At 40.6% G+C, this 16,332-nt stretch carries 13 protein-coding genes and 1 tRNA gene; all 14 read left to right on the forward strand.

Translation table 11 applies throughout. The annotated features are described in order from the left end of the window. Positions 1-103: 103 nt before the first annotated feature. Positions 104-1,147, forward strand: a complete 1,044-nt coding sequence (locus HT722_RS08565) for a TIGR00341 family protein (protein WP_166736709.1) — start codon at positions 104-106, stop codon at positions 1,145-1,147. Between the two features lie 166 nt (positions 1,148-1,313). Then, the gene (gene topA / locus HT722_RS08570) at positions 1,314-3,401 is read left to right on the forward strand and encodes a type I DNA topoisomerase (RefSeq protein ID WP_173278655.1); all 2,088 of its coding nucleotides are present in this window, start codon (positions 1,314-1,316) and stop codon (positions 3,399-3,401) included. A 105-nt stretch (positions 3,402-3,506) separates the two neighbouring features. Then, complete coding sequence (locus HT722_RS08575; protein WP_166736707.1) at positions 3,507-3,866, forward strand: YbaN family protein; 360 nt, start codon at positions 3,507-3,509, stop codon at positions 3,864-3,866. Positions 3,867-3,958: 92 nt separating this feature from the next. Next, positions 3,959-4,591 (forward strand): copper homeostasis protein CutC, encoded by a 633-nt coding sequence (locus tag HT722_RS08580; protein WP_166736706.1) that lies wholly within the window; start codon positions 3,959-3,961, stop codon positions 4,589-4,591. A gap of 43 nt (positions 4,592-4,634) precedes the next feature. Then, on the forward strand, positions 4,635-5,291 hold the full coding sequence (locus HT722_RS08585; RefSeq protein ID WP_166736705.1) for an MmcQ/YjbR family DNA-binding protein: 657 nt from the start codon (positions 4,635-4,637) through the stop codon (positions 5,289-5,291). Positions 5,292-5,604: 313 nt separating this feature from the next. Further along, on the forward strand, positions 5,605-7,167 hold the full coding sequence (locus tag HT722_RS08590) for a 2-isopropylmalate synthase (protein ID WP_173278656.1): 1,563 nt from the start codon (positions 5,605-5,607) through the stop codon (positions 7,165-7,167). Between the two features lie 11 nt (positions 7,168-7,178). After that, positions 7,179-8,216: a 3-isopropylmalate dehydrogenase gene (gene leuB, locus HT722_RS08595; RefSeq protein WP_173278657.1), complete on the forward strand. Its 1,038-nt coding sequence runs from the start codon at positions 7,179-7,181 to the stop codon at positions 8,214-8,216. Then, positions 8,213-8,482 carry a DUF1294 domain-containing protein gene (locus HT722_RS08600; RefSeq protein ID WP_173278658.1) on the forward strand — a complete coding sequence of 90 codons (270 nt, stop codon included), beginning with the start codon at positions 8,213-8,215 and terminating at the stop codon, positions 8,480-8,482. Before leuB ends, HT722_RS08600 begins: the two co-directional genes overlap by 4 nt. A 3-nt stretch (positions 8,483-8,485) precedes the next feature. After that, positions 8,486-9,868: a 3-isopropylmalate dehydratase large subunit gene (gene leuC / locus HT722_RS08605; RefSeq protein ID WP_173278659.1), complete on the forward strand. Its 1,383-nt coding sequence runs from the start codon at positions 8,486-8,488 to the stop codon at positions 9,866-9,868. 9 nt (positions 9,869-9,877) lie between these two features. Then, complete coding sequence (gene leuD / locus HT722_RS08610) at positions 9,878-10,471, forward strand: 3-isopropylmalate dehydratase small subunit (protein ID WP_173278660.1); 594 nt, start codon at positions 9,878-9,880, stop codon at positions 10,469-10,471. Positions 10,472-10,498: 27 nt separating this feature from the next. Then, positions 10,499-11,278 carry a Sua5/YciO/YrdC/YwlC family protein gene (locus HT722_RS08615; protein ID WP_061438937.1) on the forward strand — a complete coding sequence of 260 codons (780 nt, stop codon included), beginning with the start codon at positions 10,499-10,501 and terminating at the stop codon, positions 11,276-11,278. Between the two features lie 196 nt (positions 11,279-11,474). After that, the gene (locus HT722_RS08620) at positions 11,475-12,461 is read left to right on the forward strand and encodes a GMP reductase (RefSeq protein ID WP_173278661.1); all 987 of its coding nucleotides are present in this window, start codon (positions 11,475-11,477) and stop codon (positions 12,459-12,461) included. Positions 12,462-12,527: 66 nt separating this feature from the next. Then, positions 12,528-12,599: transfer RNA gene (locus HT722_RS08625), tRNA-Arg, on the forward strand. Between the two features lie 327 nt (positions 12,600-12,926). After that, the coding region (locus HT722_RS08630) for a MucBP domain-containing protein (protein ID WP_345789587.1) at positions 12,927-16,332 on the forward strand (3,406 nt) is incomplete at its 3' end.

The raw sequence follows: 16,332 nt of genomic DNA on the forward strand, positions 1-16,332 counted from the left end.
CTGACGAAGTCAGTAACATCTATACGGCAAGGTGAAGCTGACGTGGTTTGAAGAGATTTTCGAAGAGTATTAGCGACTAGTTAGCTAGGAAAGGAAGATATTTGTGACAAATAATAAACTGTATTCGTTGGTAGAATTTAGAAATAAAATATACGAAGAATTAGAACTCTCCAGAAGTGATTTAGCGATTTTACTATGTGCCATGCTTATCGCCTCTATCGGATTAAATATGGATTCGACTCCCGTGATTATTGGAGCCATGTTAATCTCTCCTTTGATGACACCTATTCTGGGGGTGGGGCTCTCTCTAGCTATATTTGATTTTAAATTGTTAAGAAAATCTTTTAAAATATTAGCTATTCAAATTCTTGCCAGTTTAATAGCTTCAACACTTTATTTTTATCTTTCTCCTATTTCGTATGCTAGTTCGGAGATTGTTGCTAGAACCTCTCCGACTATTTGGGATGTTCTCATTGCTTTTGTAGGAGGGATAGCAGGTATTATTGGTGCTAGGAAAAAAGAGACCAATAATATTGTCCCTGGTGTCGCGATTGCAACCGCCTTGATGCCTCCTCTTTGTACGGTAGGTTACGCTATTGCTTCTGCTAATCTAAAATTTATCATAGGCTCTTCTTACCTATTCCTCATCAATTGTAGCTTCATTGTCATTGCGACTTATATAGGTGTCAGGTTGATGATGGTTAAGAAGCACTATTTTAGAGATAATGAAGAAGACTCTAAAATGCGCAGGATTTTGCTTCTAGTTGCTGTTTTGCTGATGATTCCGAGTTTCATCTCTGCAACGACTTTAGTCAGAGAAACGTTGAAAAAAGAGTCCCTTAAGAAATTTATATCAGAGCAGTTTCAGGGGCATAATATTTTGAAAAAAACCTATTCTAAAAAGAATCATACCCTAAAGCTAACCATTTCAGGAAATTATTTGACAGAAGAAGAGCTTGATATGATTTCCAGTAAGAGGGGGGACTATGGTTTAAGTGATGTTTCTGTTCAAGTTTCCCAATTGTCTGATTCAGAACAACTTAGCAAGGAAGAACTGGTAGAGTATTTCTTCCAGTATATCAAGGATAAGGAAGCAAAAGAAAAGGAAAAGGCCAATAAATTTGATACAGAGTCTGAGGAACAATAATTTCTTGAGAATAGCTGGTTTTTCTCGTAAGTCTTCTATGTATCTCAAAGGAAGACTGAGGTCTTAAGCATAAAACTTTTCTTCTATTATAGTAGCTAAGTCTTGACAGGGTTCAAAAAATGGTTTACACTTTATAAAGTTTATTACTTTGAAAAGGTGTGATACTGTGGCTACGGCAACAAAAAAGAAAAAATCAACAGTTAAAAAAAATCTAGTAATCGTGGAGTCACCTGCTAAGGCCAAGACGATTGAAAAATATCTAGGCAGAAACTACAAGGTTTTAGCCAGTGTCGGGCATATCCGTGATTTGAAGAAATCCAGTATGTCCGTTAATATTGAAAATAATTACGAACCACAATATATCAATATCCGAGGAAAAGGTCCTCTTATCAATGACTTGAAAAAAGAAGCTAAAAAAGCTAATAAAGTCTTTCTGGCGAGTGACCCGGACCGTGAAGGAGAAGCGATTTCTTGGCATTTGGCTCATATTCTCAACTTAGATGAAAATGATGCCAACCGTGTTGTCTTTAATGAAATCACCAAGGATGCGGTCAAAAATGCTTTTAAAGAACCTCGCAAGATTGATATGGACTTGGTCGATGCCCAACAGGCTCGTCGTGTCCTAGACCGCTTGGTAGGCTATTCGATTTCGCCTATTTTGTGGAAGAAGGTCAAGAAGGGCTTGTCAGCAGGTCGCGTACAGTCCATTGCCCTTAAACTCATCATTGATCGTGAGAATGAAATTAACGCCTTCCAGCCAGAAGAATACTGGACAATTGATGGTATTTTTAAAAAGGGAACCAAGCAATTTCAGGCTTCCTTCTATGGAGTGGATGGTAAAAAGCTGAAACTGTCTAGCAATGACGAGGTCAAGGAAGTCTTGTCTCGTCTGACTAGTAAAGACTTTTCAGTGGATCAGGTGGATAAGAAAGAGCGCAAGCGCAATGCTCCATTACCTTATACCACTTCATCTATGCAGATGGATGCGGCCAATAAAATCAATTTCCGTACTCGAAAGACCATGATGGTCGCCCAACAGCTCTATGAAGGGATCAATATCGGTTCTGGTGTTCAAGGTTTGATTACCTATATGCGTACCGATTCGACTCGTATCAGTCCTGTAGCGCAAAATGAAGCAGCAAGTTTCATTACGGACCGTTTTGGTAGCAAGTATTCTAAGCATGGTAGCAAGGTCAAAAATGCATCAGGTGCTCAGGATGCCCATGAGGCTATTCGTCCGTCTAGCGTTTTTAATACACCTGAAAGCATCGCTAAGTATCTGGATAAGGATCAGCTCAAGCTTTATACTCTTATCTGGAATCGTTTTGTAGCTAGCCAGATGACAGCTGCTGTCTTTGATACCATGGCTGTTAAATTGTCTCAAAATGGGGTTCAATTTGCTGCAAATGGTAGTCAGGTTAAGTTTGATGGTTATCTTGCCATTTATAATGATTCTGATAAGAATAAGATGTTACCAGATATGGCTGTTGGAGATGTGGTCAAACAGGTTAATAGCAAGCCAGAGCAACACTTCACTCAACCGCCTGCTCGTTATTCTGAAGCGACACTGATCAAGACCTTGGAGGAAAATGGAGTTGGCCGTCCGTCAACCTACGCACCGACCATTGAAACTATTCAGAAACGTTATTATGTTCGCCTTGCAGCCAAACGCTTTGAACCGACAGAGTTGGGAGAAATTGTTAACAAGCTCATCGTTGAATATTTCCCAGATATCGTAAACGTGACCTTTACAGCTGAAATGGAAGGCAAACTGGATGACGTCGAAGTCGGAAAAGAGCAGTGGCAACGTGTCATTGATGCCTTTTACAAACCATTCTCTAAAGAAGTCGCCAAGGCTGAAGAAGAAATGGAAAAAATCCAGATCAAGGATGAACCAGCTGGATTTGACTGTGAAGTGTGTGGTAGTCCAATGGTCATTAAACTTGGTCGTTTTGGTAAGTTCTACGCTTGTAGCAATTTTCCAGATTGCCGTCATACCCAAGCAATCGTGAAAGAAATCGGTGTAGAGTGTCCAAGTTGTCATCAGGGACAAATCATTGAGCGTAAAACCAAACGTAATCGTCTCTTCTATGGTTGCAATCGCTATCCGGAATGTGAATTTACCTCTTGGGATAAGCCTGTTGGTCGTGACTGTCCAAAATGTGGCAACTTCCTCATGGAGAAAAAAGTCCGTGGTGGTGGCAAGCAGATTGTATGTAGTAAGGGTGACTACGAAGAAGAAAAGATTAAATAAGAGGAGAGTCCTGGAAGTGAATTTCAGGCTCTTTTTGATTAGTACTTGACAAAATTCACCGTTGTATGCGAAACTAGAAGAGGATTATTTTAATTAGGAGTAGTTATGCGTCTTATCTATCTGATAATTGGTTTTTTATCACTGGCCTTGGCAATTGTTGGGGTTGTTTTACCCTTGTTGCCTACAACGCCTTTTCTTTTGTTGTCTATTGCTTGTTTCTCCAGAAGTTCCAAGCGCTTCGAAGATTGGCTTTATCATACCAAGCTCTATCAAGCATATGTAGCTGATTTTCGCGAGACTAAGTCTATTGCCCGTGAACGAAAGAAAAAAATCATCGTATCTATCTACAGCTTGATGGGAATTTCCATTTATTTTGCCCCTCTCTTACCAGTCAAAATCGGTCTGGGAGCTTTGACCATCTTTATCACTTATTATCTCTTCAAGGTCATTCCAGACAAAGAATAGTTAAAATAGTAGTTATTTGCCTTGATAAAAATGAAAGCATATTCACAATAATATGATATAATGAATTTAAAGTAATCTTCAAGGAGAATCAAATGATTTACGAATTTTGTGCTGAAAATGTGACCTTGCTTGAAAAAGCGATGCAGGCTGGAGCTCGTCGAATTGAACTCTGTGATAATCTAGCAGTGGGAGGAACAACACCAAGCTATGGAGTGACCAAGGCAGCGATTGAATTGGCGGCTAACTACGATACGACCATTATGACCATGATTCGTCCACGTGGTGGTGACTTTGTCTATAATGATATGGAAATTGCTATTATGCTAGAGGACATTCGTTTAACTGCTCAGGCTGGAAGTCAAGGGGTTGTATTTGGGGCTTTAACTGCTGATAAGAAGTTGGATAAGCCTAATCTGGAAAAGTTAATTGCTGCATCCAAAGGAATGGAAATTGTCTTTCACATGGCTTTTGATGAATTGAGCGATGATGATCAACTGGAAGCTATTGACTGGCTTAGTCAAGCTGGAGTTACTCGTATCCTGACTCGTGCGGGTGTGTCTGGCGATTCACTAGAAAAACGTTTTGCTCACTATCACAGAATTTTGGAGTATGCTAAAGGTAAGATTGAAATTCTACCAGGTGGGGGGATTGACTTGGACAACCGTCAAACCTTTATTGACCAGCTGGGTGTGACACAACTACATGGTACTAAGGTTGTCTTTTAAAAAATAGAAAGGAACTGCTAGCTTTTGGTAGCAGTTTTCACTTATGTTTGAAATTTTTAAATCCTATCAGTTTAATAAAGAAAAAGCTCATGCTTATGGTTTTGTAGAAAATAGGGGAGTCTGGACCTATAGTTGCCAGATTTTGCAGGGTGACTTTGTCATGGTTGTGTCCATCACTGCTGATAATGTGAGTTTTCAGGTCTTTGACCGGGAAACGGGCGATCCCTATCCTCAAGTCCATATGGAAAGCATGAGGGGAAGTTTTGTAGGAAGTGTCCGTGAGGCTTGTTTGGAGATTCTTTACCAGATTCGGAAGGCTTGTTTTGAGGTACAGGATTTTATCTGCCCTCAGACTAAGCGTATCATGGCTCAAGTTCAGGAAAAGTATGGTAATCAGTTGGAGTATTTGTGGGAGAAATCGCCTGATACAGCTGTATTGCGCCACGAAGGCAATAAAAAGTGGTATGCTGTTTTGATGATAATCTCTTGGGATAAGCTGGAAAAGGGCAGAGAAGGATTAGTGGAAGCAGTCAACCTCAAACATGATCAAGTAGTGGACCTGCTTTCACAAAAGGGCATTTATCCAGCTTTTCATATGAACAAACGCTACTGGATTAGTGTGGTATTAGATGATACTTTGTCAGATGAAATGGTACTGGAATTGATAGAAAAAAGTTGGAATTTAACTTCTAAAAAATGAAACATTTCAAGGATTTTCAATAACTTTCAATTAGCTAAATATTCTATACTGAAGAAATTTTCAGAAAATATTTGATTTTTTCTTGACAAGTGCTTCTGCCTATGCTAAAATACTAAACAAGATATCAAACGAAGGAGAAAGTCAAACATGAGAACAGCTAAGTTTAATAAATTCGCTTTGTTGTTGAGGTACTCGGGCTAGTGCAAAAAGCATTAGTCCTGTTTGGCTTACCAAGCGGGAGTAAATCAACATCTCGCTTGGGTTTCTGAGCGAGATGTTTTTTTAAAACCACATTTGGAAAAGGGGAAATCTTATGCGAACAGTTGAATTTCTAGATACCAGCCTTCGGGATGGAGAGCAGACACCCGGTGTTAACTTTTCAATCAAGGAAAAAATTGCCATTGCAAGGCAGCTGGAGAAATGGGGCATTTCAGCCATAGAAGCTGGTTTTCCAGCGGCTAGCCCAGACTCATTTACGGCAGTGCAGGAGATTGCCAAGGTCTTGAAGAAAACGGCAGTGACTGGTTTGGCACGCTCTGTCAAGTCTGATATTGATGCTTGTTATGAAGCCCTCAAGGATGCCAAATATCCACAGGTTCACGTCTTTATCGCTACCAGTCCGATTCATCGTAAGTATAAACTCAATAAGACCAAGGAAGAGATTTTGGAAGCAATCAGTGAGCATGTTTCTTATGCCCGTTCTAAGTTTGAGATTGTCGAATTCTCTCCTGAGGATGCGACCAGAACAGAGTTGGATTTCCTCTTGCAAGTTGTTCAAACAGCGGTTGATGCAGGTGCAACTTATATTAATATCCCTGACACGGTAGGATTCACCACTCCAGAAGAGTACGGCGCTATCTTCAAATACTTGATTGAGAATGTCAAGACGGATCGTCAGATTATCTATTCGCCTCACTGTCATGATGACCTCGGAATGGCAGTGGCTAATAGCCTTGCAGCTGTGAAGAATGGGGCAGGACGTGTTGAAGGAACTATCAACGGTATTGGTGAGCGAGCTGGAAATGCTGCCTTGGAAGAAATAGCAGTTGCTCTCAATATTCGTCAAGATTACTACCAAGCAGAAACCAGTATTGTCCTAAATGAGACAATCAATACGTCAGAAATGGTTTCTCGCTTCTCTGGTATTCCAGTTCCTAAAAACAAGGCTGTGGTTGGTGGCAATGCCTTTTCTCACGAATCTGGTATTCACCAAGACGGAGTCCTTAAAAATCCTCTTACCTATGAAATTATCACCCCTGAATTGGTCGGTGTCAAGAGTAATAGCCTTCCGCTTGGAAAATTGTCAGGTCGCCATGCCTTTGTCGAGAAACTAAGAGAATTGGCCCTAGATTTTACAGAAGAGGACATCAAACCACTCTTTGCTAAGTTCAAGGCACTGGCTGACAAGAAACAAGAAATCACAGATGCAGATATTCGTGCTTTGGTAGCTGGAACCATGGTTGAAAATCCAGAAGGCTTCCACTTTGATGATTTACAATTGCAAACTCATGCGGATAATGACATCGAAGCGCTTGTTAGCCTGGCTAATATGGATGGTGAGAAGGTCGAATTTAATGCGACAGGGCAAGGTTCCGTTGAAGCAATCTTTAACGCTATCGACAAGTTCTTTAACCAATCCGTCCGCTTGGTATCCTATACCATTGATGCGGTGACAGATGGAATTGATGCCCAAGCTAGGGTCTTGGTCACTGTTGAAAACAGAGATACAGAAACCATCTTTAACGCAGCAGGTCTTGATTTCGATGTGTTGAAGGCTTCGGCTATTGCCTACATCAATGCTAATACCTTTGTTCAAAAAGAGAATGCTGGTGAGATGGGACGCAGTGTTTCCTATCGAGATATGCCTAGTGTGTAAAGGAGAAGGCTATGACAAAGAAAATAGTAGCTCTAGCAGGAGACGGAATTGGCCCAGAAATCATGGAGGCTGGGTTAGAGGTTCTGGAGGCTCTAGCTAAAAAAACAGGTTTTGACTATGAGATTGACAGACGCCCCTTCGGAGGTGCAGGTATTGATGCTGCAGGGCATCCCTTACCTGATGAAACCCTCAAGGTATGTCGTGAAGCAGATGCCATTCTCTTAGCGGCTATCGGTAGTCCTCAGTATGATGGAGCAGCGGTTCGCCCTGAACAAGGCTTGCTAGCTCTCCGTAAGGAACTCAATCTCTATGCTAATATTCGCCCTGTTAAGATTTTTGAGAGTCTCAAACATTTGTCACCACTAAAATCAGAACGAATTGCTGGAGTGGACTTTGTCGTTGTACGGGAGTTGACAGGTGGGATTTACTTTGGAGATCATATCCTTGAAGAGCACAAAGCGCGTGATATCAACGACTACAGCTATGAGGAAGTGGAGCGAATTATTCGCAAAGCCTTTGAAATTGCAAGAAATCGCAGAAAAATCGTTACCAGCATTGATAAGCAAAATGTGTTGGCAACATCAAAACTCTGGAGAAAAGTGGCTGAGGATGTCGCACAGGATTTCCCAGATGTGACCTTGGAACACCAGCTGGTGGACTCAGCTGCCATGCTTATGATTACCAATCCTGCTAAATTTGATGTCATTGTGACAGAAAATCTTTTCGGAGATATTCTCTCGGATGAATCAAGCGTTTTATCTGGCACACTTGGGGTTATGCCATCAGCCAGTCATTCTGAAAATGGACCAAGTCTTTATGAGCCCATTCACGGTTCAGCTCCTGATATTGCAGGTCAAGGAATTGCAAATCCTATCTCCATGATTTTGTCAGTTGCTATGATGTTGAGAGATAGCTTTGGACGTTATGAGGATGCGGAGCGTATCGAGCGTGCTGTTGAGGCAAGTTTGGCAGCTGGTGTTTTAACAAGAGATATAGGTGGACAGGCTTCGACTAAGGAAATGACAGAAGCTATTATTGCAAGGTTATGAAGTTAGACGAAAGAATTACTCTAGTCCTTTTGATTTGGAATGTCATGGTTTTCTTGATTTATGGTATTGACAAATTCAAGGCAAGGAGAAGAGTTTGGCGCATCCCTGAGAAAATCTTACTTATTTTAGCCTTTACTTGTGGTGGTTTTGGTGCCTGGTTAGCAGGAATCACATTTCATCACAAGACTCGAAAATGGTATTTTAAAACAGTTTGGTTTCTTGGGATGGTGTCCACACTAGTAGTTTTATATGTTATTTGGAGGTAATGGATGGCAGGAAAATCGATTTTTGATAAATTATGGGACCGCCATGTCATCACAGGAGATGAGGGGCAGCCCCAACTCATGTATGTGGACCAGCACTATATCCACGAGGTGACCAGTCCTCAGGCCTTTCAAGGTTTGCGAGACGCAGGTCGTAGATTGAGACGACCAGACTTGACATTTGGAACCTTTGACCACAATGTCCCGACGGTCAATATCTACGATATTCGAGATGTCATTTCCAAGGCGCAAATTGATAAGCTAGCTGAAAATGTTGAGGAATTTGGGATTGAACATGCCGCCCACGGTTCCGAAAAGCAAGGAATCGTTCATATGGTTGGTCCAGAGACAGGACGGACCCAACCAGGGAAATTCATTGTTTGTGGAGATAGCCATACAGCAACCCATGGAGCTTTCGGAGCGATCGCCTTTGGAATTGGAACTAGTGAGGTCGAGCATGTCTTCGCTACCCAGACACTCTGGCAGGTCAAACCCAAGAAAATGCTGGTAGAATTCACTGGAGTTCCTCAAAAAGGAGTTTATTCCAAGGATTTCATTTTAGCTTTGATTGCCAAGTACGGCGTTGCCTGTGGTGTTGGCTATGTTGTGGAATATCGTGGGCAAGCTATTGATGCACTGAGCATGGAAGAGCGAATGACCATCTGCAATATGTCCATCGAGTTTGGTTCTAAGATGGGAATCATGAATCCGGACCAAACCACCTATGATTATCTCAAGGGACGAGAATGTGTTCCAGAGGACTTTGAAGAGGCTGTGGCGGATTGGAAAACAATTGTCAGTGATGATAATGCTGTTTACGATAAGGTTATCCAGATGGATGTCTCAGACCTTGCTCCTATGGTGACCTGGGGAACCAACCCTGCTATGGGGGTTGACTTTGACAGTAGTTTCCCAGAAATTAAGGATATGAATGATGAACGAGCCTACAATTATATGGATTTGGAACCAGGTCAAAAGCCAGCAGATATTGAACTAGGTTATATCTTTATCGGCTCTTGTACAAATGCTCGTCTCAGCGACTTGCAACTGGCTGCGCGATTTGTCAAAGGGAAGAAAATTGCTCCCAACTTAACGGCTATCGTAGTCCCAGGTTCTCGTCCTGTGAAACGAGCTGCTGAGAAGTTGGGCTTGGACAAGGTATTTCTAGATGCTGGATTTGAGTGGAGAGACCCTGGTTGCTCCATGTGTCTGGGGATGAATCCGGACAAGGTACCTGATGGTGTTCACTGCGCCTCAACAAGCAACCGCAACTTTGAAGACAGACAGGGATTTGGGGCTAAGACCCACCTCTGCAGTCCAGCCATGGCAGCTGCAGCAGCTATCGCAGGGCGCTTCGTAGATGTTCGGCAAATGCCAGAAGCCCAGTAAGGAGAGGATATGGAGAAATTTACAGTTTATACGGGAACGACCGTTCCTCTCATGAATGATAATATCGATACCGATCAAATCCTACCTAAGCAGTTTCTCAAGTTAATAGATAAAAAAGGCTTTGGTAAGTACCTCATGTATGCTTGGCGTTATCTGGATGACAAGTATACTGAGGACCCAGACTTTGTCTTTAACCGACCTGAATATCGGAAAGCTAGTATTCTCATCTCAGGGGATAACTTTGGGGCAGGGTCTTCGAGGGAACACGCAGCTTGGGCCTTAGCAGACTATGGTTTTAAGGTTGTGATTGCAGGGTCTTTTGGGGATATTCATTACAATAATGAACTCAATAATGGCATGTTACCTATTGTACAGCCCAGAGAGGTTAGAGAGAAATTGGCCCAGCTACAATCGACTGATCAGGTAACTGTGGACTTGGAACAACAAAAAATCATCTCACCGGTTGGAGAATTCACTTTCGAAATCGATAGCGAATGGAAACACAAGCTCTTAAATGGTTTGGATGATATTGGTATTACCTTGCAGTATGAAGATTTGATTGCTGCTTATGAAAAACAACGACCAGCCTACTGGCAGAATTAGAAGAAAAATAGAAAAGGAAATAGAACTATGACAAAACACATTCAATGGAACGGAACACTTTCACAAGAAGGCTATGACATTTTAAAAGGTGAGGGCGGATGTATCGTTTGTCCTACAAAAGTTGGCTACATTATTATGACTAGCGACAAGGCAGGACTTGAGCGCAAGTTCGCAGCTAAAGAGCGTAACCGTAACAAACCAGGTGTTGTTCTCTGCGGTAGCATGGATGAGCTTCGTGCTTTAGCACAACTCAACCCAGAAATTGAAGCCTTCTACCAAAAACATTGGGATCAAGATATTCTTCTTGGTTGTATCCTTCCTTGGAAACCAGAAGCCTTTGAAAAACTCAAAGCATACGGTGATGGCCGTGAAGAACTGATGACTGACGTGCGTGGAACGAGCTGTTTTGTTATCAAATTTGGGAAAGCTGGTGAACAATTGGCTGCCAAACTTTGGGAAGAAGGTAAAATGGTCTACGCCTCATCTGCAAACCCATCTGGAAAAGGAAACCGTGGTAAGGTAGAAGGTATCGGAGAACGTATCGAAGGAGCTGTAGACCTTGTCATCGAAGCAGACGACTATGTGGCATCCATCCAACCTGACAAAACGATTGAAACTCGCTACGAGCAAGGTGTGATGGTGTCTATGGTCGATAAAGACGGCAAACTCATCCCAGAACAAGGAGGAGCACGTTCAACTTCACCAGCTCCAGTTGTAATCCGCAAAGGGCTTGACATTGATAAGATTATGATGCACCTGTCAGACACCTTTAACTCATGGGACTACCGTCAGGGTGAGTATTATTAGAATGTAGGAAGTGGGGAGAAAATAATCTCTCCTTTCTTTTGTTATTTACACAATAAAACCCGAACGATATGTTTTTATTTATAAAAATATTTGACAAAAACTGTACTTTGGTTTATAATTAATTAAGGAAACGTCGGAAAAGGCGTAGTGATGCGAGAGCATAGGTAGGTCATTACAAAAGAAACGAGACATCGATATGTTAAATGAATTTCCAATTTTTGATTACGAAGATATTCAATTGATTCCAAATAAATGTGTGATTAAAAGCCGAGCAGAAGCGGATACAAGTGTCACTTTAGGAAATCACACCTTTAAACTACCTGTTGTGCCAGCTAATATGCAGACGATTTTGGATGAAAGTGTAGCAGAGCAACTGGCTAAAGGTGGTTACTTCTACATTATGCACCGTTTTGATGAGGCAGGACGCATTCCTTTTATCAAACGTATGCACGATCAAGGGCTCATTGCTTCTATCTCTGTTGGTGTTAAGGATTATGAGTATGATTTTGTTAGCCAGCTCAAGGCTGATGCTCCTGAGTACATCACGATTGATATTGCCCATGGTCATGCGGATAGCGTAATTTCTATGATTCAACACATCAAGAAAGAATTGCCAGATACCTTTGTCATTGCTGGAAATGTGGGAACACCAGAAGCTGTGCGTGAATTGGAAAATGCTGGTGCAGATGCGACTAAGGTCGGAATTGGTCCTGGTAAGGTTTGTATCACCAAGGTCAAGACTGGTTTTGGTACAGGTGGTTGGCAGTTGGCTGCTCTACGCTGGTGTGCCAAGGCTGCACGTAAACCAATCATTGCAGATGGAGGAATTCGTACTCATGGCGATATTGCCAAGTCTATCCGTTTCGGTGCCAGCATGGTTATGATTGGTTCCCTCTTTGCAGGACACATCGAAAGTCCAGGGAAAACGATTGAAGTCGATGGTGAACAGTTCAAAGAATACTACGGTTCAGCTTCTCAATACCAAAAAGGTGCTTACAAAAATGTGGAAGGCAAACGCATTTTGCTTCCTGCCAAAGGTCATCTGCAAGATACTTTAACTGAGATGGAACAAGACCTTCAAAGTGCTATTTCTTATGCAGGTGGACGTCAGGTTGCTGACCTTAAACACGTTGATTATGTTATCGTGAAAAACTCCATCTGGAATGGGGATGCTTCCCACTAAGACGGGCTATCCGTCTAGAAAAAAACTTGTTATTAGAGCAAATTTCTGTTATAATAAAACAAGTTTCCACCCTTAGTGTAATGGATATCACGTAAGATTCCGGTTCTTGAGATGGGGGTTCGATTCCCTCAGGGTGGATGTAAATAGCTCAGGAGTCTGAGTACAAATAGAACAAATCATAAAACACATCATATCATGTCTAGTAAAAACCTTGATATGATGTGTTTTATTTTTTTATAATGCACAGATTTTCTAAATTCTTAACAATGCGATAAATGATTTAACAATCCTCTTTCTGATATTAGAAGTTAGTGGAAGTAATATACAGAAGAGATAAAATATTTTGTACGTCAAAGTTGTCTAATTATGAACAAAATGATATACTAAAATCAACAATTTAGATTTCTTTCTCAATAAGTTACTAGGTTGATATATATATATATATATATATGGAGGCTTGATATTTTGTCAAATAAAAAGGAAATTTTTTCCATTCGTAAATTAAAAAATGGTCGTTCAGACTCAGTAAAAATAGGTACTCTCGGACTCATTATGGGTGCTGCTATCGCTTTATCTGTCAACACTCAGTCTGTAGAAGCTGCTATTATCGATAACGGAGATGGAACTACTACTATATCAAATAGTAAGGGTTCTATCACAGTAGATACAGCACATGTGAAATTTGAGAATACTGATTATGAGTATGATTATCCTTCAAAAGATTTTGATCCTAATCCAAAACCGAATGAAACAGGTACAGATAACATTACTAAAATAGGTAAGGTAGACTACAAATATGTATCAACTGATGGGACTGTTTTAGAAGAAGATAAAAATCAAGATGCAGGCTTTGAAAAACAAATTTCGGTAGATTATGAAGTATACGGACCATATGGAAAAGTCTTCAAATCATTAACAGGTAACGAAATTACCGATACTGATTTAACCAAGGCAAAAGAGCACGGTGCCGCAGGAAAAGATACTATTGAAAAAAATAATACTACCTATCATAAGATCGGGGATCCAGCTGTAGAAATTACAGGTGATGGAGGAGGGGTATACTCTGACTCTACTCTTGGAAATGTGACTGCAAAACTAACTTCTGAAGGTCTTGTTCAAAATGATGGGAAAATTAACCACAGTGGAGTTAAACCAGGAGGTCGTAGCTGGATTGTCGAAGAAACTGGCAAGGGGACTTACGGTAAATATGTATTAGCCGATACACCAGCCACTACATCTGATAAATGGCTAGAAGATACATTCAAGGCGGGAGAAGCCACAGCAAAAGATTATACTTCTACGAATATCGCTACAGATGGTGGTGTCAAGGAAGGTGATTATGTTTTCGTATTAGAAAAAAATACCTTTGTAACAGGTGAACGTAACAAACTGGGTTTTACCTATGTCGTGAATTTTCCTACAGCAAATAATATATCTACTCTTCATGAATTTTATGAGGCAATCAATGCTCACAAAGACAATCCCGATGACCTTAGTCATGAAGGAACTAGAACTTTTTTAAAAGGGTATTTAGCTTACATCAAAGAAAAAGGTTTGCAAAATACAGAAGGGAATATGAAAAGATACCTTGCGTTTTCATATCTCGGTCAACCTGGAGTCGAAGACTCAGACAAGGAAGATATCCTGGATTCCGAAAAGAGACCAGCTACTGCTACAATATTTGATCCCGATAAAGACATCATAGTTGGTAATGAATCTGGAGGTGACGAAGAAGATGGGTATGGACTCTACTTCAATCTAACCGTTAATGGCCCTGCTACTGAGAAGTATAACTATCGTACAGCCTATACACCCCTTCGTGCTTATCGTTTAGGTAGTGGTCATACTACTATCACCTACACCTATAGTCCTGAAGTAACGAGTAGATCTGAAAAGAAAGGCTCGGTTACCGTACATTATCAAACAGAAGATGGAACAACTCTTAAATCTTCATATAATGATACTGTTGATGCTGTAGTAGAAGTTGAAACAAAAACTTACTATCTTGATGCGAATAATCAAGAAGTAGTTGTTAATACAAGCAAAAATACAGAAAACGTTACATATAATACTAAAGAAAACGATACTGAAAAGCCTCAAAGATTAGAAGCGAATGGTTCTGTTTACTATATAAAAGAGAATGGAACAAAAACTACGGTAAATGGTGTTCCCCAAACGTCACCAGCAGAAGAAGGTCCCGTTGTAGAAGGAACTACAGAAGTAACCTATGTTTATGAAAAAGCTGGATCAGTCATCGTTAACTACAAAACAGAAGATGGAACAGCTCTTACAGGTACAGTAGTTGGAGACGAAAGCAAAACTGTAGCTTCAGGTACGAAAGATGTTGATAATGGTAAACCAGGAGAACCATACAACACTGCAGATAACGGAATGAAACCAACTCGTGTTAAAACTGCAGAAGGGAAAGTATACAAATTGGTTGAAGGTTCAACTGAAGGTGAAGAAACAGGTACAGTAGTAGCTGGAGAAACGAAACAAGTAACATACGTTTATAAAGAAGTTACTGGCGACGTAGTCGTTCACTATGTTGACACAGAAGGTCACACAATCGCAGCTGATAAAGATGACCTTAAAGGTGCATCTCTAAGCGAAAAATATGATACTGCTGTTGATAACAAACCAGAAAAAATCACTGCAGAAGACGGAACTGTTTACTACATTACAAAAGCTGGTCTTAAAGACGGTTCTAAACCAGAAACTGGAGATGTTGTTGAAGGTACAACAGAAGTAACTTACGTTTATGAAAAAGCTGGATCAGTAGTAGTTCATTACGTTGATACAGAAGGACATCCTCTTCAAGGAACCAATGAAAATCAACAACCAGTGACTCAAACGGTTACGGATACTGATAATGCCAAAGCAGGTTCAGACTACGATACACAAGATCATAAACCAACAAGCATTACTACAGCAGAAGGTAAAGTATATAAACTGGTTCCTCAAAGTACCACAGGAAATGAGACAGGCAAGGTTGTCGCAGGCCAAACTCTTGAAGTGACTTATGTATATCAAGAAGCTAAAGGAAATGTCATCGTTAAATTCCAAGATACAGAAGGAAATCCTATTGCGGATGATGAAAATGATGAAACAAACGCTTCTCTTAATACAAACTACAACACGTCAGAACATAAGAAAGCGACTATCGTAAAAGATGGTGTCACTTACTATCTAACTGATAAAGCTCTCAAAGACGGCTCTAAACCAGAAGAAGGACCTGTTGTAGAAGGAACAACAGAAGTAACCTATGTCTATGAAAAAGCCGGTTCAGTAGTAGTTCATTATACAGATCAAGAAGGGAATCCAATATCAGGAACAGATCCAGAAGGAAATAATGTCCCTGAAACTAATAATGATACAACAGATGGCAGACCAGGTTCTGATTATGATACTTCTGACAACGGAATGAAACCAAACCGTATTAAAACTTCAGAAGGAAAAGTATACGAATTAGTACCTGCTTCTACAATCGGAGAAGAAACTGGTAAAGTAGTAGCTGGAGATACTGTAGAAGTAACATACGTTTATAAAGAAGTTAAAGGGAATGTAGTTGTTAAGTATGAAGACACAGAAGGTAACCCACTTGCTGCTGACGAACAAGATGAAACAGATGCTTCTCTAAACGTTAAATACGATACAGCTGACCACAAAAAAGATGAAATCACTAAAGATGGTGTTAAATACTACCTAACAGCTAAAGCACTTAAAGACGGTTCTAAAGAAACTGGAGATGTTGTTGAAGGTACAACAGAAGTAACTTACGTTTACGAAAAAGCAGGATCAGTTCTTGTTCATTACGTTGATACAGAAGGCAATCCACTCCAAGGAACTAACGAAAATCAACAACCAGTGA

This window comes from Streptococcus sp. 53 (genome assembly GCF_013276565.1).
Taxonomy (GTDB): domain Bacteria; phylum Bacillota; class Bacilli; order Lactobacillales; family Streptococcaceae; genus Streptococcus.